18 protein-coding genes are annotated in these 22,596 nt (G+C 46.7%); 1 reads left to right on the forward strand and 17 read right to left on the reverse strand.

Features of this window, described 5'->3' with window-relative positions; all coding sequences use genetic code 11:
• Window positions 1-35: 35 nt before the first annotated feature.
• The 5 genes from fba to rpmE form a co-directional block, all read right to left on the reverse strand.
• Window positions 36-902 carry a class II fructose-1,6-bisphosphate aldolase gene (fba, locus tag BN98_RS05575; protein ID WP_040942800.1) on the reverse strand — a complete coding sequence of 289 codons (867 nt, stop codon included), beginning with the start codon at window positions 900-902 and terminating at the stop codon, window positions 36-38.
• 131 nt (window positions 903-1,033) lie between these two features.
• Window positions 1,034-3,412, reverse strand: a complete 2,379-nt coding sequence (locus tag BN98_RS05580) for a glycogen/starch/alpha-glucan phosphorylase (RefSeq protein ID WP_019190476.1) — start codon at window positions 3,410-3,412, stop codon at window positions 1,034-1,036.
• A gap of 15 nt (window positions 3,413-3,427) precedes the next feature.
• Window positions 3,428-4,516: a peptide chain release factor 1 gene (gene prfA, locus BN98_RS05585; RefSeq protein ID WP_019190477.1), complete on the reverse strand. Its 1,089-nt coding sequence runs from the start codon at window positions 4,514-4,516 to the stop codon at window positions 3,428-3,430.
• A 13-nt stretch (window positions 4,517-4,529) separates the two neighbouring features.
• Window positions 4,530-5,372, reverse strand: a complete 843-nt coding sequence (prmC, locus tag BN98_RS05590) for a peptide chain release factor N(5)-glutamine methyltransferase (RefSeq protein ID WP_019190478.1) — start codon at window positions 5,370-5,372, stop codon at window positions 4,530-4,532.
• Between the two features lie 67 nt (window positions 5,373-5,439).
• Window positions 5,440-5,643: a 50S ribosomal protein L31 gene (gene rpmE / locus BN98_RS05595; RefSeq protein WP_019190479.1), complete on the reverse strand. Its 204-nt coding sequence runs from the start codon at window positions 5,641-5,643 to the stop codon at window positions 5,440-5,442.
• A gap of 202 nt (window positions 5,644-5,845) precedes the next feature.
• On the opposite strand from rpmE, the gene BN98_RS05600 reads away from it, so the two are divergent.
• Entirely contained in the window at window positions 5,846-6,796 is a 951-nt protein-coding gene (locus BN98_RS05600; protein ID WP_019190480.1) for an IS481 family transposase, read from the forward strand.
• Between the two features lie 122 nt (window positions 6,797-6,918).
• Here BN98_RS05600 and cls read toward each other — a convergent pair whose 3' ends face one another.
• The 12 genes from cls to BN98_RS05660 form a co-directional block, all read right to left on the reverse strand.
• Entirely contained in the window at window positions 6,919-8,418 is a 1,500-nt protein-coding gene (gene cls, locus BN98_RS05605) for a cardiolipin synthase (protein ID WP_242826683.1), read from the reverse strand.
• Window positions 8,419-8,488: 70 nt separating this feature from the next.
• Window positions 8,489-9,463 (reverse strand): choloylglycine hydrolase, encoded by a 975-nt coding sequence (gene bsh, locus BN98_RS05610; protein WP_019190482.1) that lies wholly within the window; start codon window positions 9,461-9,463, stop codon window positions 8,489-8,491.
• Between the two features lie 357 nt (window positions 9,464-9,820).
• Window positions 9,821-11,734, reverse strand: a complete 1,914-nt coding sequence (locus tag BN98_RS07985; protein ID WP_019190483.1) for a cell wall-binding repeat-containing protein — start codon at window positions 11,732-11,734, stop codon at window positions 9,821-9,823.
• 63 nt (window positions 11,735-11,797) lie between these two features.
• Window positions 11,798-12,481 carry a sugar transferase gene (locus BN98_RS05620; protein ID WP_019190484.1) on the reverse strand — a complete coding sequence of 228 codons (684 nt, stop codon included), beginning with the start codon at window positions 12,479-12,481 and terminating at the stop codon, window positions 11,798-11,800.
• Between the two features lie 36 nt (window positions 12,482-12,517).
• Window positions 12,518-13,738: a DegT/DnrJ/EryC1/StrS family aminotransferase gene (locus BN98_RS05625; RefSeq protein WP_019190485.1), complete on the reverse strand. Its 1,221-nt coding sequence runs from the start codon at window positions 13,736-13,738 to the stop codon at window positions 12,518-12,520.
• Between the two features lie 29 nt (window positions 13,739-13,767).
• The gene (locus BN98_RS05630) at window positions 13,768-15,741 is read right to left on the reverse strand and encodes a polysaccharide biosynthesis protein (protein WP_019190486.1); all 1,974 of its coding nucleotides are present in this window, start codon (window positions 15,739-15,741) and stop codon (window positions 13,768-13,770) included.
• A 19-nt stretch (window positions 15,742-15,760) separates the two neighbouring features.
• Window positions 15,761-16,903: a DegT/DnrJ/EryC1/StrS family aminotransferase gene (locus BN98_RS05635; RefSeq protein WP_019190487.1), complete on the reverse strand. Its 1,143-nt coding sequence runs from the start codon at window positions 16,901-16,903 to the stop codon at window positions 15,761-15,763.
• Window positions 16,904-16,935: 32 nt separating this feature from the next.
• On the reverse strand, window positions 16,936-17,520 hold the full coding sequence (locus BN98_RS05640) for an N-acetyltransferase (protein ID WP_019190488.1): 585 nt from the start codon (window positions 17,518-17,520) through the stop codon (window positions 16,936-16,938).
• Window positions 17,521-17,566: 46 nt separating this feature from the next.
• Window positions 17,567-18,691, reverse strand: coding sequence for a Gfo/Idh/MocA family protein (locus tag BN98_RS05645; protein WP_019190489.1), 1,125 nt, complete (start codon window positions 18,689-18,691; stop codon window positions 17,567-17,569).
• On the reverse strand, window positions 18,688-19,785 hold the full coding sequence (gene wecB, locus BN98_RS05650; RefSeq protein WP_019190490.1) for a non-hydrolyzing UDP-N-acetylglucosamine 2-epimerase: 1,098 nt from the start codon (window positions 19,783-19,785) through the stop codon (window positions 18,688-18,690). The genes BN98_RS05645 and wecB overlap by 4 nt, the downstream gene beginning before the upstream one ends.
• A 53-nt stretch (window positions 19,786-19,838) precedes the next feature.
• Window positions 19,839-21,197: an oligosaccharide flippase family protein gene (locus tag BN98_RS05655; RefSeq protein ID WP_019190491.1), complete on the reverse strand. Its 1,359-nt coding sequence runs from the start codon at window positions 21,195-21,197 to the stop codon at window positions 19,839-19,841.
• Window positions 21,173-22,561, reverse strand: a complete 1,389-nt coding sequence (locus BN98_RS05660; protein WP_019190492.1) for an O-antigen ligase family protein — start codon at window positions 22,559-22,561, stop codon at window positions 21,173-21,175. The genes BN98_RS05655 and BN98_RS05660 overlap by 25 nt, the downstream gene beginning before the upstream one ends.
• Window positions 22,562-22,596 lie beyond the last annotated feature (35 nt).

Below are 22,596 nucleotides of genomic sequence, written 5' to 3' on the forward strand. Positions count from 1 at the left end.
AAGTTTTACAAGTGCCGAACCAGCATTTGCAGTTTTTATTCAGCTTTACCGATGCAGCCGAACATTTCCATTTTCTCTTTCACGGTGTCTTTAATGGCTTGGGCACCGGGTGCGAGCAGTTTGCGCGGGTCAAAGCCTTTACCCTGCTGATCTTTACCGGCTTCAATGTAAGCGCGGGTTGCCTTAGCAAAGGCAATCTGGCATTCGGTGTTGACGTTGATCTTGGCTACGCCCAGGGAGATGGCTTTCTGAATCATTTCCTTCGGGATGCCGGTGCCGCCATGAAGAACCAGGGGCAGATCGCCGATTTTCTCTTTGATCTTCTGCAGGGCTTCGAAGTTGAGACCCTGCCAGTTGGCGGGATAAACACCATGAATGTTACCAATGCCGGCAGCTAAGAAGTCGATGCCGAGATCTGCCAGACGCTTGCATTCTTCCGGATCCGCAATTTCGCCCATGCCGACGACGCCGTTTTTGTCTTCGCCGATGGTGCCGACTTCCGCTTCCACGGAGATGCCTTGTTTATGTGCCAATTTGACAATCTCGGTGGTCTTTTCCAAGTTTTCTTCCAAGTCAAAATGGGAACCGTCAAACATGACAGACGTGTAACCCGCCTCGATGCAGCCCTTAGCGCCTTCATAGGTGCCATGGTCCAGGTGCAATGCCACCGGAACCGTAATCCCCAGCGATTCATCCATCGCTTTGACCATGGCAGCAACCGTTTTATAGCCGCCCATGTATTTGTTAGCGCCTTCCGATACGCCCAAAATGACCGGCGCTTTGAGTTCTTGTGCCGTCTCGAGTACTGCTTTTGTCCATTCCAGGTTGTTCAGGTTAATATGCGCGACAGCGTAATGTCCTGCTACCGCTTTGTCGAGCATTTCTTTGGCTGATACCAGCATGTTTTCCTCCTTTATGCCATTTGCATGGCGATCCAGCATATCTTCTTTTCCATTATAGCTTTGGCGTGTGGTCTTTGCCACGCCAATGACGATTCGCTCCATAACGTTTTTCCGTTATGAAACGCTATCCCTTATTGAATGGACTCCAGATGCCAAATGTCCTCTACGTATTCGCGAATGGTGCGGTCTGAGGAGAAATGACCGCAATTGGCCAGATTCATCAGGCACTTCTTCGCCCAACCCAGACGATCGCGATAGGCGGCATCCACACGTTCCTGTGCTTCCACATACTTTTTGAAATCATAGAGAATGTAGTAGGCATCGCCGCGTTCGCCAAATTGCGGCGCAACCAGCGCATTATAGATGTCCAAGAACATATACGTACCATGATCCGAAAGACGCTGATCCAACAGATAATCCACGACAACCTTAATGTCCGGATCCTTGCGATAGTATTCGACCGGATTGTAGGAAGGTGCTATCTCGTCCAGTTCCTCAACGGTGGCGCCAAAACGGAAGTTATTTTCTTCCCCGGCGCTTTCAAAGATTTCAATATTGGCGCCATCGTACGTGCCGAGCGTAGGGGTAGCATTCATCATGAATTTCATGTTGCCGGTGCCGGAAGCTTCCTTGCCGGCGGTAGAAATCTGTTCTGAAATATCCGCTGCCGGGAACAGTTTCTCAGCAGAGCTTACACGATAGTTTTGCACGAACACGACACTTAACTTTTTGCGGGTGTCCGGATCAGCGTTGACCATGCGCGCCACTTCGTTGATGAATTTGATGACCGCTTTGGCACGGAAATAGCCAGGGGCTGCTTTGGCGCCAAAGAGAAAGGTGCGCGGCACCATATCAAGACCCGGATTTTTCTTTAAGTTGGTATAGAGATACAGAACGTGCAGAATATTCAACAGCTGGCGTTTGTATTCGTGCAGACGCTTGATTTGAATGTCAAAGAGGGAGTGCGGATCGATCGTAATGCCTTCGGTTTTTTTAATATACGCTGCCAACTGCTCCTTCTTAGTCCTCTTAATGGCATTGAGCTCTTCCAGCGTTTCCCGGTCATCCGCAAATTGCTCCAAGCCCTTTAACAGGCTCAGATCATGATGCCAGGCATCGCTTCCAAGCTTACGCGTGATAAAATCGGAAAGTTCGGCATTGGCATATTGCAGCCAGCGACGAGGCGTGACACCGTTGGTTTTATTGCTGAATTTCTCCGGCATGGCCTCATACCATTGATGAAGCGTCTCTTCCTTAAGAATGCGTGTGTGAATCTCCGCGACACCATTGACGGCAACGGCGCACCAGACAGCAAGGTAGGCCATCTCGACCACATTGTCGTGGATGATGCGATAGGTATTGATTTTGTCATCCGGCATTCCCTGCTGGCGAAATACAGAAATCATCTTCTGATTGATTTCTTTAATGAGTTCGAGGCAGCGAGGGCACACTTCGTCCACAATGTCCAAACTCCATTTTTCCAAGGCTTCCTGCAGCACGGTATGGTTCGTGAAAGCAAAGGTATGGGTGGCCACCTCGTAGGCATCATCCCAAGAGAGTTCTTCCTGATCAATCAACAGACGCATCAATTCCGGAATGGCTATAACGGGATGCGTATCGTTCAACTGAATGGAATGATATTGGGAGAACGAACGGAAGGTAGGATCATCCGGAAAGTTCTTTTTATAGCGATGGATAAGGTCCTGAATGCTCGCCGAGGTAAAGAAATACTGCTGTTTGAAACGCAAGAGTTTGCCGGCACGCTGCATATCGTTAGGGTAGAGAACACGCGTAATGTCCTCCGCACGGTTCATCGCCTGCAAGGCGGCATCGTATTGAAAATTATTAAACTGGTCAAAATTAAAGCCGGAATCAATAGGCTCCGCCTGCCACAGCCGCAGGGTATTCACCATGCCGTTTTTATAACCGATAACGGGCATATCATAGGGAACGGCAAGCACCGCTTCATCGCGAAAGCGAACAATTATAGCATCCTCTTCACAACGCAGTGACCAGAAATCACCTTTTTTCGTCCAGTCATCGCCCTCTTCACGCTGAAAACCATCAATAAATTTTTGTTCAAAAAGGCCCTGGCTGTAGCGCACACCATAGCCCTGTACGGGATAGCCTTCCGTCGCTGCGGAATCCATAAAGCAAGCAGCAAGGCGCCCCAAACCGCCGTTACCCAGCGCAGCATCGTCCTCTTCGTCTTCCAGCTGTTCAAAATCCACACCGATGTCCTTGAGCAAATCCTTCACTTCGGAGAGGATGCCCAGATTGAGCAAATTATTGCCCAACGCGCGCCCTACCAGAAACTCCGCCGAAAAATAGTACTCATTGCGCATTTTTTTCGTTTTTTCACGTGTTTCCATCCAGGAATCTGTCAGGCTATTCATCACGGTACGAGAGAGCGCTGCATATTTTTCAAAGGATGAGGCGCTCTCATACGTTTTACAGAACAGATGTTTTGCGTTGTCATTCAATTGTTGGAGAAACTGCTCTTTGTCCATATCCCCTCCTTCGGTTTAATTGCGGCTTTCCTGCTTATCCGAAACCATGGCCAACTTTTTCATCTGATCTTCCGTCTGTAAGGCCTCAATCATCTCGGCTATGTTGCCATCGAGAAAATCATGAATCTGATAAATCGTGCGATTGATACGATGATCGGTGATACGCCCTTGCGGAAAATTATAGGTGCGAATGCGTTCACTGCGATCGCCGCTGCCCACCTGCGAATGACGCGCCGAGGCAATCTCCTGATTCTGTTTTTCCAGCTCCAGATCGTACAGTTTGGTTTTAAGCAGATGGAGCGCCTTCTCCTTGTTCTTGAGCTGGCTCTTCTCATCCTGAATGGCAACGACAATGCCCGTCGGGATGTGCGTCACGCGCACAGCAGAGTCCGTCGTATTAACGCATTGTCCGCCATGGCCGCTGGAGCGATACACATCCACGCGCACATCGTTCATATTGAGTTCGACATCCACATCTTCCGCCTCCGGCAAGACCGCTACTGTCGCAGTGGAGGTATGAATGCGTCCGGACGATTCTGTTTCCGGTACGCGTTGTACACGATGTACCCCGGACTCGTACTTCAGCTTGGAATAGGCTCCTTCTCCTTTCACCATAAAGGTAGCGTCCTTAATGCCGCCAATGCCCTGATCGGTCCGATCAATTTCTTCCGTCGTATAGCCTTCTTTTTCGGCATACATGTGATACATCCGATACAAGTCCCCGGCAAAAAGGCCCGCCTCTTCGCCGCCGGCGCCGGCACGAATTTCCACAATGACATTCTTATAATCGTTCGGATCCTTCGGTACCAGAAGGAGCTTCAATTCTTCTTCCTTTTTTTCCGCCAGCGCTTCCTGCTCGGCCAGGTCTGCCTTCAGCATGGCTTCCATGTCGGAATCCTCCGCCTCGGCAATCATGTCTTTATCTTCCTTGGCCGTCTGCAATGCTTTACGATAGGCCTCGTAGGCTTCCGCAATAGGCTTGCGCTCGACATATTCGCGATTGACTTTGCGCCAAGCGTTCATGTCTGCCAGCAATTCCGGATCCGCCAGTCTCTTCTCCATATCGCGTAATTGGCTGTCGATATTGGCTAAACTTTCAAACATCCTTACTCCTCTCTCAAACGATGCGCCGTGCCCGCACCATTCGATCCCGTCCCGTATAGTCTTGTAAGATGGCAACTTCTGCAAATCCTTCGGCACGAAACAGATCTGCCACCGCTTCACCTTGATCGTCTCCGATTTCAAAAAACACACGGCCCCTCGGTTTTAGCACTGTGCTCAATTGAGGAATCCATGCCTCATAGAGTGCCACTCCTCCTTTACCCGCCGCACCGGCAAATAATGCAGAAGAGGGCTCATAGCTAAGCTCTTCTTGTAAATTTTTCTTATGCATGGGATCTATATACGGCGGATTGGACAGCAACACATCCACAGCTTCCGGCAACACGGAAGGGCCGTCCCCCTCGATCCATTTTACCATGCCAGCCCGGGCAGGCTGAAGCAAAGCGGTCGCATTTTCTTTGGCCAAATCCAGTGCCTCCCGCGAAAGATCGGTGGCATACACGACGCTCGGCGCAGGCTGTGCTTCAAGCGCAATGCTCAGTGCAATGGCGCCGGTGCCTGTTCCGATGTCCGCCACAGCTTGTCCGCCCACTCCTTCGTCCAGCACGATTTCCACCAATCGCTCCGTTTCAGGACGCGGAATGAGCGCACGGCGGTCCACAGCAAAGAGATGCCCGTAGAACTCCCACTGTCCAATGGCATATTGCAGCGGCTCACCGTGCAGGCGTCGCGCAACGATGGCTTCGTAGCGTTCTAGCGCCTCCGGCGGCAGAAGGCTGTCCGCTTTTGCGCGCAACGCACCAGGCGTCGTATCCAGCACATAGGACAGTGCTAAATAACCTTCTCCTTGCGGAAGGCGTGCCGCGCAGGCGCGAATGCTGTTTTCTCTTATCTCCATAGATGCCCCCTGCCATACGTTTTTCCACTGAAAAAGGACCGGCGATAGCCGGTCCTTTTTACTGGTGTTAGTCGATGTTATATTTCTTCTTAAAGCGTTCGACACGACCGCCACGTTCTGCTGACTTCTGTTTGCCCGTGTAAAACGGATGACACGCTGAACAAACGTCTACACGCAGCTCTTTCTTGGTCGAACCGGTCGTAAACGTGTTACCGCAAGCGCAGGTAACCGTCGCGTTGTCGTAATACTCCGGGTGAATGCCTTGTTTCATGATCTCACCTCTCTTTTGCTAAAAATTCAAATGCATAGCTTTATGAGTATAGCATACCCTTTGCGGTTGCGCAAGCAAGACTAACGCACAATCGGCATTATCGTTGTAGAGATACAATTGATGTGAGACCAAGAAGAAAAAAATATAGAGAGAAATCCTGTACAATGAAAGCGTCAAACAAAACAAAGAAAGGATTCTCTCTATGTCAACCAGTATAGCAAAAACACAGCGGTATCTGCCACATACTTTGGAAACAAGATTTCATGCGGTTAAAACGTATCGATCGGGGTTTTCTGTAAAATTTGTTGTTCGCCGCTACAAGGTCTCGAAAGCCTCTCTCATGCGCTGGAATCGTCGTTTTGACGGAACAATGGACTCGCTAACAGACCGCTCGCATCGTCCAAAAACACCGCATCCGAATGCCCATACACAGCAGGAAAAAACCTGGATAAAGAATTTCATCCGACGAAACCCAACCATCTCCCTCATAGAATTGTACGCGAAACTCAAGTTTCAGCGTGGTTATCAACGTCATCCATGCTCCCTTTTTCGTTTTCTTCGAAAGCAAGGTTTCTACAAGGAAAAAACGGTAAAGAAAAAGGTCTATGTGCCGAAACCTTACGATGCGCCGAAAAATCTGGGCATAAAATGGCAATTAGATGTGAAATATGTTCCCAAATCCTGCTACGTAGGAAGATTGCCCGACAAATTTTACCAGTACACGGTTATGGATGAGGCAAGCAGGGAGCGTTTTATCTACGCTTTTCGCGAACAATCTTCCTACTCCAGTGTGGAATTTATCAAAATGGCCATCAAGCATTTTGGCTATCAACCAAAAATCATACAGACGGATAATGGCTTTGAATTTACCCATTTCCGGGAGACACGTCGAACGCATCCATTCGATCTGTACTGCCAAAAACAAGGGATTGTACACCAGCTTATACGACCAAGAACGCCGAGACACAATGGCAAGGTAGAACGGAGTCACCGTAATGACAATGAGCGCTTCTACGCGCGTTTGTCTTTCTACAGCTATGAGGATTTGCTGGTACAAATGAAGCGCTATTTATATAAGTCGAATCGGTTGCCTATGCAGACCTTGGGATGGTTAACGCCTATAGAAAAACGCACCCTATTGCTGGCGGGTTAACCCGCCAGCAATAGGGTAGCATACAGGAAATTCTCTCTCCTGTTTTTGGTCTCACATCATTTACAAATGTACACTTTCTCAACAAATTATAATTTTCTATTTATCTAATTTTATTATATCGTTTACATTATTGGAGCAAATAATCTTAAAATAGCTTGCCATAGTCCTTTAAATAAACCATTTTTTGCTTCTCTTTCATCTACTTTATGTGATTCTTTAAAGGAATCCTCAAAATCTTTTTTGATATATTTTATTACATTTGTATCCTTCATATAAATACCACATTCAAAATGTAAATATAAACTTCTATAATCTAAGTTTATTGTTCCTACAGTTGCTATTTCATCATCGGATAAAAATACTTTGCTATGTACAAAACCATTCGTATAAGTATAAATTTTTACTCCACCTTTAATTAATGTATAAAAATAAGAAGAGGTTAAATCATATACAATTTTTTTATCGGGTATTCCAGGAACAACAATTCTGACATCTACTCCTCTTCTTGCAGCTAAGATTAAACTATTTATCATATCTGTATCAATAATTAAATAAGGTGTATAAATATAAACATACTTTTTCGCTTGATTGATAATATTTAGATAAATATCTTCGCCGGTTATAGCATCATCTAATGGACTTTCCCCATAAGGTACAACGAAAGCATTTTCCTTATACTTTTCAGTAAAATTATATTTGTATTTATTATAATCATTATCTTCTTTTTTAAATGAATTCCACATTTCTAGAAACATAACAGTAAAATTCCAAACAGCTTCACCTTTTATCCTAATTCCATTATCTTTCCATACTCCTAATTTACTATTTATATTTATATATTCATCTGAAATATTAATTCCACCAGAAAAAACAGTATGTCCATCAATTATCATCATTTTTCTATGATCTCTATTATTCATAATAATACCTGCAAATGGCGATAATTTATTAAATTGCATACATTTTATTCCATATTTCCCCAGTAACTTTGGATAATTACTAGGTAGCATAGCAAAAGAACCCAAATCATCATATAATACTCTTACATCTAGTCCTGAATTTGCTTTTTCTTTTAATATATCTAAAATTCCTTGCCACATAGTACCATTATTAATAATGAAATATTCTATAAAAATAAATTTTTTGGCTTTTTTTAGTTCTTCTAACATAACAGGATAAACGTCATCACCAAGAGAATAATAGTTTATCTCATTGTTTTTCGTTACAGGAAATCCTGCAAATTCACTTATATATTTTAATTGTCCTAAATTTTTAGTATCGATTTCTTTTTTTATAAATTCATCTTGTATTAAGTATTTTTGACCATTTTCTATATTTTCATTAATATTCTTTAAAACTTTACTTCTTTTCATATTATTACTAAGTATGATATATAGAAGTGTTCCAATTAATGGAAAAAGCATAATCAGTAATATCCATATTAAATCGCTACTTAATCTTTTACTATACTTGATAATCATTAAAACAATTATAATACTAAGTAAACCATAAACTACTTGAATAATACTTATAAATTCTCCAAATTTTAAATATATAAATAATGTTAATAGAATTTGTATTAATAAACCTATTGCTACAACAATTCCTCTTTTTACTGCCATCCACATATTTTTTCTCCTCATACTAATTCATTTTTATATGTAATACTTTTATCTTCTTTATAGATAAACATTAATTATGAGTTCTTATCTGTTCTTCCTTTATCAAAGGATAACGAATAAGTACATTACTATCTAGATTTTCTTTGTGCATATCAACTGCTGTTATTTGATGATTATCATATGTTGTATAATAATAAATTCCCTTATTTACATTACAGCAAGATGTATAAATTGTTATTTCAAATTTATCATCACCTAAATCACAGCATCCTCTTTGTTGATCAACGCTACCTAAAATGTGAAAAAATTGACTAACACTTGATTTTTCATCTTCTTTAGAAAAAGAATTTAATTTAGTATACGCTACTCTTATGAATCTTGATTGCGATGATAAATCACCTGGTAGACCTATTGCTCCCATTCCTCTACTATATAAACTTAGATCTAATTCTTTACTAAATTTATTCTCTGGAGATTTAGGTGATAAATACATATAATTATTTAAGGCAAACATTTGCTTATCAAAAGATGGATTATTAGTTAATACCCCTACTGGATTATCATATATTTTTATTCCATCAATAACAGACTCTACAGTTATTGATTGTGTGCTATCGGAAATAATCCAATGTAAGCTAGCTAATGGTAATTTATCACTAAATGGAGTATTTAACACATTCATTTTTTCAATCAAATTTCTAGCTTCATTTACATTTGAACATTGGCTTAAAATCCATGGTATCAGTTCAAATTGAGCAACATTATCTTTTCCTTCCTGTTTTTCTTTATAATGAGCATTTCCAACAAAATTTAAACCTGCTATTGCTAACCCTTTTTCGTTTATTGCCTCGTAATATAATGGATAATCTTCAGTAACAAATGCCATTCCAATTATCGCATAATGACTCTTAATGTCATCTACTTCTCTAAATTTAAATTCAAAGTTTCTTGGTGTTATTGTTACTTCATCTCCATATGAAAATTCATAATCCAATGTTCTTCCAAAATAAAAATCTTTCGTTTTATAAGTTGCTGCTGTACACATATTCTTTCCCTTCTTTCTAATACTATTTCTTATCTTTTATATAACTCTCTTTAAAATTACTATTTAGTGATTATATTTAATTCACTAAAAATATCTTTCAAAGATATAAGGGCATTTCTGTTATCAATCATAAATGAAAGAAAATCATTTTTCTTATCATTAGTATCTAGTCTATTCATTACTATTAAAATAACATCTGATTTTATATTTTGTCTATCTAATTCTTTTAATATTGAACAATCTAAGTTTGATAACATTACTACCCTATTGCTGGCGGGTTAACCCGCCAGCAATAGGGTAGCATACAGGAAATTCTCTCTCCTGTTTTTGGTCTCACATCATTTACAAATGTACAGACTAACGCACAATCGGCATTGTCGTATTGCTCGGGCGCCCAAATTCGCCCAGTTTTGTCAGGACGGAAGAAGCAACGGTATTTTCACCGCCCAAAACATGCAGCAGGGAAATCGCCTTGTTACTCTTTAAATAAGCTTCGATCGATTGCCCAAGATTTGTTTTTTGTACGAGCAGGATCGGTGCATTCAGTTTTTGGCTGAGTGGCGCCGCCACAAGGGCATCGGAGAACACTTCGCCGCTGGCAACCATGCCGACCTTGGCCGTTGGGAAGTATGAGGACGCCACTTTAGCAGCCACCTCATAGCGATTCGCACCGTTAAAACGCTGTGCACTGTTTTGCGTCAGGCTTTCCAGCTGTTTTTGTACCGTGCGGTTGACGGAGCGATTGCCACCCAAAATTGTCAGTTTCATAGCCGGCTGTTGGCGCAAATAGGCTTGTGTATAGGACGATACTGCAGTCGGACTGACCAAGAGAACCGGGGCCTTTTGGATTTGCGCCAAAGGCGTTGCCGTGAGAGCATCCGAATAGACGATACCCGTGGTGACAACGGCCTTTGTTACACCGGAAGGGAAGTTCCGTGCAGCCGCTTTGGCATTGACCTCATAGCGATCTCGACCATCTATGCGAATCACCTTCGTGCCCTTTAAAAGGGATCTTACACTGGCTTCGACGGAGGCATTCACACTGGCCTTGCCACCCATGATGTATACCTGCTTCGGATGAATGGTCTGCAAAATCGCACGCGTTTCCGGCAGCAATCGATTGGCTTGCGTATAGAGAATCGGGGCTTCGCCCTGCGAAATATTCGTTGCGCTGATGGCATCCGCAAAGGCAACGTTGTTCACGAGGATTGCGGTGTTGGCATCCGCAAAGAAAGATTTGGCCACATTTGCCGCCACCTCTTGGCGATTCGAACCGGTCCATCGCTGAATATCCAGCACATTCCCGGGCAGTGCACCGGGTTCTTGCGGTTTCTCCTGATCCGGAACACTCGGCAGGGTGGTCGGGAAATCACGAGCGGTCAGCGCCCAGATCACAGTATCGCCGTCTTGAATCGGATAGAGGTCTGCGACACCGGGAATCAGGCTCTGCTTACGGTTGCCGTTGCGATCATAAACGGCAAAGCGCCATTTATTGCCGGTTTCCTGGGCCGTTTCAATATAGTTTTTATCGCCGATTTGCAAGTCCGCCACGATAGCATCCTGGCGTTCTTGTTGATACGGATAGGTATTGACGGCGGTCAAGCCGTCGTTTTGTTGTCGTGCGGCCAATAAGGCATCCACGGCGGTCGGATAGGTGATCAGATCGCCGGAGAAAGGCGCACGGGATTCGCGCGCAGAATATGGCACATCAATAGTCTTCGACTGATAGACCGGACGCACAGCGGAAGAAACCGCATCATCATAAACACGAACATGAACGCCCTGTGCGGTTTCGGGCGTTTTGGGGTTCAAAAGAACATAGCCGTATGCACTCTTTTGGCTCTTTCCCGGCAGCAGTGCCATCACCTTGTAAATACCAGAGGGGGACTGCGACGAGGTTTCCCCGTTTGCAAACGTCAAGCGTGCCGTACCCTTTTGGCTTCCCTCTTCCAGATTGGTCACGGCCGTCATGGCTATTTCAGGCGTACCCGACTCCAGCAAATTTTGCAGCGACACCTGCATTGCTTCAGCAAGGGCGCTCGGGAAAGGAAGAACTCCTTTGTTGGTATAGGGCACATAATAGACGGCATCCGTCCCGCCCTTCGTCAGTGCCTTATAGTTGTCCTGTGGAGAGGCCGCAGCGATCTTTTCGATCGTTGACCAGCTCCATGAATCTACGGATGGCTCATCGGCATAGGCAGGCACAGTCATGGCAAACGTCAAGAGTAACGCAAGGACTCCCGCCGTCAAGCGACGTATGATCTTCTTCATATCGGCTCCTTTCAAACGTTCTTCGTATTGATAGTCATTTGTTGCATACCCGATTTCATGCGATCAATAAAAAGCGCACAGAATCGTATCCCAAAGTGTTTTGATGTCGCGCAAAAGCGAAAAGCGTTTCATCTCTGCCAGATTGATACGCATCTTATCCGGCAGTATTTCCTCAACATAGACCTTTTCAGGATCTTCAACCCCTTCCAGCTTGTCGTTTTCGTTGCGATAAGCGATGCTGCAGCGTGAGGTCAACCCTGCCGGCAATAATAACGTAGCCCACATTTCCGGCGTATACTGTGCCACAAACTTCGGCACCTCCGGGCGCACACCGACAAACGTCATGTCCCCTTTTAGCACATTAAGCAGCTGTGAAAACTCATCCAAATGTAAGCGTCGGAGAAAATGTCCCACCCGCGTGATTCGTGAATCGTCGCTCTTCGTGACCGCCGCCCCGATCTTATCGGCATTGGCTACCATCGTGCGAAATTTATAGATATGAAAATGGCGCCCATATTGGGTAACGCGCTCCTGTTTATAGAGCACGGGACCGGGTGAATCCAGCTTTATCGCCAGTGCGATGATAAGCAAAAATGGCGAAAGCACCACACACAAAAGCAGAGCAATCACCCAGCCCAGACAGCGTTTGATCAAAAGCTGTCCTCGCTTGTGCGCTAAGGATTCATAATACGGGCGAATTTCTTCTTTCCGCAAAGGCGCGGGAAGTTTGTCAAAAGGTCGTAACATCCTGTTTCTTTCCATTTCGAGGCAGCGCCTCGTCTGTTATGCCTGCATTTCTTCCCAAACGGCGCGGAAGGATGCAAGAATCCAGTCCACGTCCTCGTCAGTGAGAACAGTATGCAGCGGCAGTGTGATCTCATTGCGATAGAGTGCATCCGCATGAGGATAGTCTGCAATGGCAAAGCCCATGGCTTGGTAGGCCGTCATACGCGGCAAGGGCTTATAGTGCACATTCGTAGCGATGCCGCGCTCCGCCATTTTTTCAATAAAGGCGTTTCGCTCGGGCACGTCAAAACCCGGCAGTCGCAGAATATACAGATGTGCGCTCGACGTATGTTCCTCTCCCTCATGTGGCAAATCTTCGCAACCCAGGGCGTCCACGCAAAGAGCATGGTAGCGCTTTACAATGTCATGGCGTCTCTGTAACACCTCTTCATAGCGATGCAATTGGCTCACACCGAGCGCTGCCAAAGTATCGGTCATATTGCACTTATAGCCCGGCATCACAATATCATATTCCCATGCCCCCAGCTTCGTCTTCGCTAGAGCATCTTTGTTTTGGCCGTGCAAACTCCACAGCTGCAATTCATGATAAAGTTCGTCCGTGTCAAAGGGAAGACCCTTGCGCCAAACGATGGCTCCGCCTTCCGCTGTCGTCAGATTCTTCACCGCATGGAAGGAAAAGCAGCTGAAATCCGCAATGGATCCCGCGCGTTTACCTTTTTGCTCAGCGCCCAATGAGTGCGCCGCATCCGCCAGAACGGCAATGCGACCGAGCTGTTCTTGGCGTTTTGAAGACGGACAAAAGAGGGATTTTTTCTTCTCCACAATGCGATAGACGCTGTCATAGTCCGCAACAATGCCCGCTAAATCCACCGAAATGATGGCTTTCGTTTTTTCCGTAATGGCTGCTTCAATCCCGGCAGGATCCATGAAAATCGAATCCGGTAGACTATCCACCATCTTGAGCGTCGCACCTACATGCTCCACCACAGAAGCGGTTGCTGTATAGGTGTATGCCGGGACAATCACTTCGTCGCCGGAGCCGATACCAAGCGCGCGCAAGGTGAGTTCCAAAGAAGCCGTGGCCGAATTCAGGGCTACGGCGCATTCCCCTCCCGTGAAGGCAGCCAGTTCCTGTTCAAATTGCTTCGTGATCGGGCCCGTTGTGATCCAGCCGGAGCGCAACGCCTTGACGACCGCTTCGATATCTTCCTCTCGGATATCCGGTGGCGAAAATGCCACTCTTCTTTTCTCTGTCATGGATGCTCCTTTCTCAGCCGATCTCCTTCTTAAGCTTGCGGCGGAATATTATCGTACTTATGCGTCTCTTCTCGCACACGTTCTTCCAGCGCACTACGCCCCTCTTCCTGATACTCTTTATAATCGATAGGAATGCCTTCTACGGGCACTTTAAAGGTGTCCACCATGTCGGCAACAGTATCACGGACATCTGTCTTTTCGTCTGCCATCAGGGCTTCGAGCGTATCCAACTGTTGATCAAAGCGATCCAAATCAAAATTCAAGGGCTCTGCCACGCGAATACGGCTATTTTTCGTCTCTCTCAGGCCCTCTTCACTCATGAGCACCTCTTCATAGAGCTTTTCTCCCGGACGCAGACCCGTAAAGACAATTTCAATGTCCTCGCCCACGCGATAGCCCGAGAGACGGATGAGTTTTTTAGCCATGTCTAAAATGCGAACCGGTTCACCCATATCCAACACGAAAATCTCGCCGCCCTTCGCAAAGCAGCTGGCTTGCAACACCAGAGAGACTGCTTCCGGAATGGTCATAAAGAAGCGGACAATATCGGGATGCGTGACCGTAACCGGGCCACCTTCGGCAATTTCTTTCTTGAACAGCGGAATCACTGAGCCACTCGAACCAAGAACATTGCCAAAGCGAACCGCAACAAAATCGGTCTTGGAGCGTGCAGCAAATTCCTGGATAATCATTTCGCAGATGCGCTTACCGGCGCCATAGATACTGGTCGGGTTCACGGCTTTATCCGTCGAAATCAACACAAAGCGTTTCACCCCGTAACGATCCGCCACTTCAGCAACATTGCGCGTGCCGATAACATTGTTTTTAATGGATTCATGGGGCGCGGCTTCCAACAGGTGAACGTGTTTGTGCGCCGCCGCATGGTACACAATCTCCGGACGATACTCCTCGAAGATGCTCGCCAGTCGCTTTTTGTCACGAATGGAGCCAAGCAGGATGCGAATATCCAATTCCGGATGATGGCGCTTCACTTCCATCTGTACATCGTAGGAGCCGTTTTCGTTCACATCCAAGATGATGATTTGTTGCGGACGGAAACGCGCAATCTGGCGACATAACTCGCTGCCAATGGTGCCACCGCCACCGGTGACCAGAACGCGCTTGCCTTCCAGATAATTGCCCACTTCAAAGGTGTTGATCTCAATGGATTCACGCCCCAAAAGGTCATCCAAAGAAACATCGCGCACCTTGCTGACGGATACTTCTCCCGTAATGATCTGATAGATGCCGGGCACAATCTTCATCTTCGCATCCGTGCGTTGACAAATCTCCAAAATTTCCTTCTGCTGCTGACGGCTAGAAGAAGGAAGGGCTAAGATGATCTCGCGCACGCCCAATTTCTTGACAACGGACTCAAGCTTATCTCGTCCACCGTAAATTTTCACGCCCTCAATGGCGCGGCCGTGCTTTGAAGGATCGTCGTCAATCAAGGCAACCACATGATTTTTCACTTTTTCGGATACATTCATCTCATGGATGAGCGTTCTTCCGGCTTCCCCCGCGCCTACAATCAACGTGGGAATACTGTTTTCTTCCTCTGCCGTGCGCATCAAGAAGCGCTCCATCAGCAACTGAAAGCGATATAGGAAACGATGCGCTGTGATGCCGATGAACAACAGGAAAAACTCAATTAAATAGAAGCCGTTCGGAATCCAAGCGTCCTCAAAGGTAAAGCGCATGATGATGCTTTGTGCAATGACAAATAGGCCGTTGGCGAGTAAGCTGCGCACAATCTCGGGAAAGCCAACATAGGCCGCCAGAGATTGATACATCTTAAATCCCCAGTAGATCAAAAGCGCTAGAAGCGTAAAAAGCGGCGCGGATTTGATCAAATGGGTGCTTAATTCGTACGGAATCAAACTATAACGAAAATCAAAGCGAATCCAAATGGAGCCGAAATAGGCGATATTGACTAAAAGAATATCCCATATCACCGCAGCCAAGCGTCGCCATTGAAATTTAGAGACTTTTTCAGATTTCATGTTCTTTCCTCGTACCGTTTCAATTCTGTTTTTTGCGGACATCCTGCACCAATGTCAGCAACGTAGATGTAATCTTTTCGAATTCTTCTTCTGTCATATAGGCATGCATGGGCAAGCTCAACACGCGATTACTGTGGTCATGGCAGACCGGCAAATCTTCCGGTGCATATTCCAGATCCGCAAACGCCTTCTGTTCATGCATTGGAATCTGATAATACACCATGACGGGAACACCGTGCTTGGGCATTTCTTCCAGGAGCATCGTGCGCTCCTCCGGCGTCTTGGTGAGAATCGTATACTGTGCCAGAGAGGTCTTGCAGCCGTCCGGAATGATCGGCGTTTCAAAGGTGTCGCCCAATACGGCGTCATAATGGCGGCGCAGGGCATTCTTCTTTTCAATCTCGCCATCCAACAGTTTCAGCTTTTCGAGCAAAACCGCCGCCTGGATAGTATCCAGACGTGCATTGATACCAATGCGCACATTGTCATATTTGGATTCGCCGTGGCCGTGGACGCGCAGCGAATGCATCAGATGATACAGTTCTTCGTCGTCCGTAAAAACCGCGCCACCATCGCCATAGCAGCCTAAAGGCTTGGCGGGGAAAAAGGATGTGGCCGAAACATCGCCAAAGGCACAGCTCTGCTTACCGTGATAGGTGGCGCCAAAAGCCTGTGCGTCGTCCGTAATCAGGAATAAATCGTACTTTTCAGCAATAGCCTGAATCCGATCGTAATCACAGGTCAAGCCGAAAATATCGACGGTCATGATGCCGCGCGGACGCAACTTGCCTTCGGCAAGTGTCTTCTCTATCGTTTTTTCCAGATGCGCCGGATCCATCAAATAGGTGTCATCCGAATCAATAAAGACCGGCGTAGCCCCTGCAAGACGAATGGTTTCGGCTGAGGCAAAGTACGTAAAGCTGGAAACAAAAACAGCATCATTTGGTTCCAGTCCATAGGCCACAAGCGGCAAATACAGGGCGCTCGTGCCGCTGGAGCAGGTCAGGCAATACTTCCGTCCGACATAGGCCGCCAGTTTTTCTTCCAGTTCCTTGACCTGCGGTCCCATGATGAAGTGTTGGTTCTCCACCACATCGCGGATTGCCTGATCAATAGCGTCCTTTGCGGATTCATATTGCCGCCCCAAATCAATAAATTGCATGGATCCTCCTCCACAGCTGAGAAGCTGCGATATCAGTAAATTTCTTTCATTCCTTCGCCGTCTTGTTGCAGATGGCGACCGCACTGTGGGCAGGTGACACTGCCGTCGTGTACGTCCTCGTCATGGAACAAATGACCGCAGGTGCAGGCCCAGCCGATACGCTTTGCCGGCACACCCGCTACCAGCGCATGGGCAGGCACATCATGCGCTACCACGGCGCCGGCGGCTACAATAGCCTGCGTATGTACGGTATGGCCGCACACAATGGTTGCATTGGCGCCGATGGAGGCGCCTTTTTCTACGAGCGTTTCCACATAGTGCGCGCTGCCCTTCGGATAAGCGGCACGCGGATTCAGGTCATTCGTGAAAACGCAGGAAGGCCCGCAGAACACATTATCTTCCAAATACACACCCGCATACAAAGAAACATTGTTTTGTACGCGAACGCCATTGCCAATGGTGACATTGTTACCGACATTGACGTTCTGCCCGAAGCTGCAACGTTCACCGATGCGTGCGCCGGATTGAATATGGCAAAAATGCCAAATTTTCGTCTCTTTCCCGATAGTGACGTCAGGGTCAATGTAACTGGATTCATGAACAAAATAGTCTGCCATGGCCTCTCCTTTCCGATGCTTTTTACGGATCACTCTATGGATGCCATCAGTTGGCTTCAACAACCGGCGCCTCCGGATCGTATTGCAGAGAACCTTCGCCGAAAATGCCCTTCATGTCCGTGGAAGCAAAATCCGTCAACGGCAACTTAACCGCTTCGCCCGTTTTTTGGCTCTTGTAGATCGCCAGCACAAGTTCCAGTGCGCGCCGTCCGGCATGGGCGTCCACATAGGGAGCGCGATCCTCTTCTATGGCTTGGATCACATCGCGGAATAAGGCGGTATGGCCGTTGCCATAAATATTGGAAGTGGGTTCTTTCATCCCCACCAAGCCCTCATCCTCCGGCTTATGATCCGCAAAATCCCAAACTTCAATATCCGTGGTGGATTTCCCGCCGACTTTCACCGTACCGGTTTCGCCAAAGAGAAAGAGCGACTCTTCCAAGTTTTTCGGATACACATTCGTCGTGCCTTCAACCATACCAATGGCGCCATTTTTAAACGTAACAATGGCGGTGCCCAAATCCTCTGCTTCCAGATAATCATGGAACTGCTGACGCGTACGTCCGACCACTTCCACGATTTCATCGCCAAGCATCCAGCGCAATAAGTCAATGCCGTGAATGCATTGATTCATCAGCGCGCCGCCGTCCTCTTCCCAAGTACCGCGCCACGGCGCCTGTTCATAGTAAGCGCGTCCGCGATTCCAGCGCACATGGATGGAACCGTGCGAGAGGCGCCCGAAGCGCCCTTCATCCATCGCCTTACGTACTTTTTGAATGGCTACATTGAAGCGATTCTGATGGCAAGCGGCCACTTTTACATGTTTTTCTTCGGATAACGCAATGATGCGATCCGCATCGGCAAGCGACATAGCCATGGGCTTTTCAATAATGACGTGGATGCCGCGACGAATGCATTCCAGTGCAATCTCTGCATGGTAACCGCTTTCAGTAGCAATGGAAACCAGCTCGATTTCCGGATGCTCATCCAACATTTTCTTATAATCGGTATAGTGGGCAACGGTAGTCGGATCGAGCTCCGCACGCTCCAAGAGCGCATCCATCTTTTCCTCTTTGACATCACAGAGCGCCACAAAATGCAATCCGTTATTTTTGACCGCGTACACATGGTTAATGGAAATGCGTCCGCAGCCGATCAATGCGTAATTCATTGGTTTCCTCCTTTGCTCGAAATCAGAGCTACAATCTTATCCGCTGCATCGCCTTCCCCGTAATACGGACGGCGTGCCGTCTCATCAATTTTTGTTTCCACGACCTTCTGCACAATGTCTGACGCTGAGGGACGTGCTAAAATATTTAAATTCCCGCGGAGGGTTTCCACCCATTCCGTCTGGTCTCGAACCGTTACACATGGCGTGTGCAAAATATAGGCTTCCTTCTGCAAGCCGCCTGAATCAGTCACTACCTTTTTCGCATATTTCGTTAAAAAGAGCATCTCCAAATAGCCAACCGGCTCCACTAAGATGGTGTTATGGCAATGCTCCTTTTCCATAATGGCCATGGCCATTTGTCGCGTACGCGGGTGTACTGGAAATAGAACCGGATAAGGAAGCTGTTCAAAGGCCATTAACACCTGCCGCAATTTTTCTTCGGTATCGGTGTTTTCGGCTCGATGAATCGTAGCTAAAATCCACTCGTGCACGCCCTCTGTGGTGCCTTTCAGCACCTTAAGTCCGGAAAAAATCTTATCCTTCTGCTGTTTTTCCATGGACGCCGTATAGTAGAGGACGGCGTCACACATGACATCGCCAACAGCATACACGCCTTTTGAGATGCCTTCCTTAGCTAAATTATCCACTGCTGTCTGTGTCGGCGCAAAAAGTAATGCCGAAAGATGATCCGTCAAGACGCGATTCTGCTCTTCCGGCATGGCCCGATTAAACGAGCGCAGACCGGCTTCGACATGATACACCGGTACAAGCTGCTTGGAGGCAGCCAAAGCCGCCGCCAACGTGGAATTCGTATCACCATACACTAGGAGTGCATCCGGTTTCTCTTGCAGAAGCAAATCTTCAATGCCAATAAGCATTGCTGCCGTTTGCCGAGCATGCGTACCGCTGCCTACGCCCAGATTGTAATCCGGTTTTGGAATAGAAAGTTCTTCAAAAAAAACTTCCGACATATTCGCATCGTAATGCTGTCCGGTATGCACCAGAATCTCTTGATGCTGTTTACGTATTTTGCGGGAAACGACCGCCGCTTTAATAAACTGTGGACGGGCGCCCACCACCGTCATAATCTTCATTATTGCCTCCGTGCAATACGCTTTAGCACTTTATTATACCTTATTCTACACGCTTATTTTGTGGGAATCTCCTGATTATCACCTGAAAGGTGGCGATGCACATAATAAACGACGTAGCCGGTGCTTAACACACCTGAAATAATATAAATGGCCGTCGTTGCGTAAGCCGCGCCGATGGAGCCGAATTGCTTAATCCAGAGATAATCCAAAACAATGTTGAGCACGCCGGAAATCACCGCAATTACACTGTTCACCTTCAAGCGATGGAGCATCACCAACACATTCCCGGATAGAATCCTGAGCGTACCTGAGAAGAAAAAGCCCACGGACAGCACACGGAAAATTGGAATTGCCGACGCATAAGCCGGAAAGAGCAGACGGAAAATCAATGGAGCAAATAGGCAAAGGGCGGCGCTGATGAGGCCGTTAACAATGGCCATGGCACCGTAAAGCTGTTTCAGACGATGGCTGAGCCAACGTTTATCGTTGCGCCGACTGGCTACATAGGGATAGGCATAGGTGATGATGGCGGAAGGCACAAATGTCATTGCAAAGGGAATCAGGGTAGCCATGTGATAATCGGCCAACACCGTCGGATCCGCAATAATGGAACCGATTAGCCATCCGTCAATAATATAAAGGAGACTGGATACACTGTTATTAAAGAGCGCCACAAAGCCGATGGAGAAAAAATCTTTTTTCTCGGCTTTCGTTAAGGGTGCCGGCAACGCCATCGGTAGAGAAGATGCGGGATCCGTGTTTTTTTCAGAAATCGCTATTTTTCCGGAAAAGAGACCACGTCGCGTCAAAAAGAAAGGCTGTACCTTCCAAATCACGATCAGAATAACGCTCAGATACGCTACATAGCGTAAAATCACCAATACCGACAAATTTTGACTCAACGCACCGATAATCAGCATCAGCGAGTTGGCAAAAGCAATGCCGGTACTCAAATAGGAGAAGCGTTTATTTTGCAGATGAATGCGAAAATAGATCTGAATCGTTTCTATCGTGAAATAACAAACCGGCATCAGGCAAAGGAGCGCCAACACTTCTCTAGCGCCTGAAATGGGAAACGAAAAGAATCGGCAAAAAATAAGAATCGCCCCTGCCATCAGTAGATTAACTGCCACGCCAAAACGATACCCAAAGCGTGTGATGGACTCCTGCTTTTTCGGGTCTTCTAAATGTTCACTCCCCAGCTGAATCAAAGCCGATGTAGCGCCAAAACCGCTGAATATCAAAAAAGTACTCAAAATATTCATGGCGTAGGAGTAAATACCGTAACTTTCCTTGGAAAGAAAGTTAACGATAATAATGCCGCTACAAGATACGATGATCTTGTTGAGCACTTCCGAGGAAAAAATATGCAGGAATCCCGTTGATGTTAATTTTTTGATTGCGTTAAACATGGTTTTTCCTTTGAAACCACCCCCCGTTCGGGTAGTGCCGGCGCCATGGATACAAAATAGGCGATCCAGGCAAGGGGGGATACAAACGGGTTATAGGAGGAGAAGAACAGCAGATAGATCGCATAGCTGCCCAAAAAACCCAGCACCGTAAGGCGTTCGACGGAAATTTTGGATAAATTTCGTATACATGGCCAAGAGTCTTTGATCACGGAAGCCATCAGCAGGATGTAACCTGCCGCCCCCAGGATTCCGATGGAGTACCATATCTGTAAAAAAGCGTTGTGCAAAAGCATCATGCGATGTTCATAGTTCCAGACGTACACGCGTTCATCCAAGTGCCCAAGGGGACGCAATCTTTGAACGCCCGCTGTCCATATGCGCATTCTGCCGGAGCTGACATCATGATTGTCGCCTGCTCCCTTCATGCTTTTCTGAACCAAAAGAGTAAAAGACTCCTCAAAGCTGATCTCCTCGCCTTCATGCTCTTTCAATGCTTCTGCATATTCGGGGCTGATGAGCGGGAAAATGGTGCGGGCCGACATCGGCGTCAAAAAGGTCAACAACAGATATAGTAAAACATAAGCGCCAACCGTACCGCCCACAAAGCGCAGAATCTTTCTAAACACATTCTTCTTTTGAACATGCAAATAGGCAAAAAAGAGCACATACGCCCACAGCATCATAACCATGCCCGTTCGCGAGCGTGAAAACAAAATCATTGCTGTGGCCAATACCGTATAGGCAAAATATTTCTTCCGCTGTTGCGGCATACCCTTGTAAAGCAGATAAAGGCTGCTCAAAATCACCATCACACAGAGCATGGCCAGGTCATTCGGGTCGCTATAAACAGCGGTATACTGGGCGGCTGTCAGGGGCGAAAGAAATAACGCCAAAACGACAACTACAAGGAAAAAGCGAATCAGCACAATGCAATATCGCTCAATCCAAGCAAAAAACACGTTCGGTTGTAATACGAGGCGCGCAAAGGGATACAAAAAAAACCAGATCAGCGTCAGCAAAAAATAGGCGCGACTGCGGACAAAAACGGCTGTCAATAATGCGCCGAGCCCCATAAGATAGAAGGCTGCCATCCACAAGGTTTTGCGAGGAACGATCGGCGCTTCTTTTTCCTTTTCACAATACAGTGCCAGCATAAATAAAAATGTGGCACCGTGCACAATGAGGCGAAAGCCGAGAGAAAAGCCAATGTAGTTCACCCCTAAGGTGTAAAAAATGAGCATGAAGTAGAAAAACACACTCAACAGGCGTTCCCGTTGTGCTCTAAGTCCCTCCGGTATATATTTGCTAAAAAAAAGATATATTTTTTGATTCAACGCTTGATGTTTATCGATCAAAGTATGCACACAGTACTCCTTATTTCCGGGCTGTCTCGTTCTTA

The sequence above is a fragment of the Levyella massiliensis genome, assembly GCF_000308275.2.
GTDB classification, from domain to species: Bacteria; Bacillota; Clostridia; order Tissierellales; family Peptoniphilaceae; genus Murdochiella; species Murdochiella massiliensis_A.

Coding starts and splice junctions, on each gene's coding strand:
- fba (WP_040942800.1), bottom strand. CDS start 902: ATGCTGGTATCAGCCAAAGAAATGCTCGACAAAGCGGTAGCAGGACAT.
- BN98_RS05580 (WP_019190476.1), bottom strand. CDS start 3,412: ATGGACAAAGAGCAGTTTCTCCAACAATTGAATGACAACGCAAAACAT.
- prfA (WP_019190477.1), bottom strand. CDS start 4,516: ATGTTTGAAAGTTTAGCCAATATCGACAGCCAATTACGCGATATGGAG.
- prmC (WP_019190478.1), bottom strand. CDS start 5,372: ATGGAGATAAGAGAAAACAGCATTCGCGCCTGCGCGGCACGCCTTCCG.
- rpmE (WP_019190479.1), bottom strand. CDS start 5,643: ATGAAACAAGGCATTCACCCGGAGTATTACGACAACGCGACGGTTACC.
- BN98_RS05600 (WP_019190480.1), top strand. CDS start 5,846: ATGTCAACCAGTATAGCAAAAACACAGCGGTATCTGCCACATACTTTG.
- cls (WP_242826683.1), bottom strand. CDS start 8,418: ATGGCAGTAAAAAGAGGAATTGTTGTAGCAATAGGTTTATTAATACAA.
- bsh (WP_019190482.1), bottom strand. CDS start 9,463: ATGTGTACAGCAGCAACTTATAAAACGAAAGATTTTTATTTTGGAAGA.
- BN98_RS07985 (WP_019190483.1), bottom strand. CDS start 11,734: ATGAAGAAGATCATACGTCGCTTGACGGCGGGAGTCCTTGCGTTACTC.
- BN98_RS05620 (WP_019190484.1), bottom strand. CDS start 12,481: ATGTTACGACCTTTTGACAAACTTCCCGCGCCTTTGCGGAAAGAAGAA.
- BN98_RS05625 (WP_019190485.1), bottom strand. CDS start 13,738: ATGACAGAGAAAAGAAGAGTGGCATTTTCGCCACCGGATATCCGAGAG.
- BN98_RS05630 (WP_019190486.1), bottom strand. CDS start 15,741: ATGAAATCTGAAAAAGTCTCTAAATTTCAATGGCGACGCTTGGCTGCG.
- BN98_RS05635 (WP_019190487.1), bottom strand. CDS start 16,903: ATGCAATTTATTGATTTGGGGCGGCAATATGAATCCGCAAAGGACGCT.
- BN98_RS05640 (WP_019190488.1), bottom strand. CDS start 17,520: ATGGCAGACTATTTTGTTCATGAATCCAGTTACATTGACCCTGACGTC.
- BN98_RS05645 (WP_019190489.1), bottom strand. CDS start 18,691: ATGAATTACGCATTGATCGGCTGCGGACGCATTTCCATTAACCATGTG.
- wecB (WP_019190490.1), bottom strand. CDS start 19,785: ATGAAGATTATGACGGTGGTGGGCGCCCGTCCACAGTTTATTAAAGCG.
- BN98_RS05655 (WP_019190491.1), bottom strand. CDS start 21,197: ATGTTTAACGCAATCAAAAAATTAACATCAACGGGATTCCTGCATATT.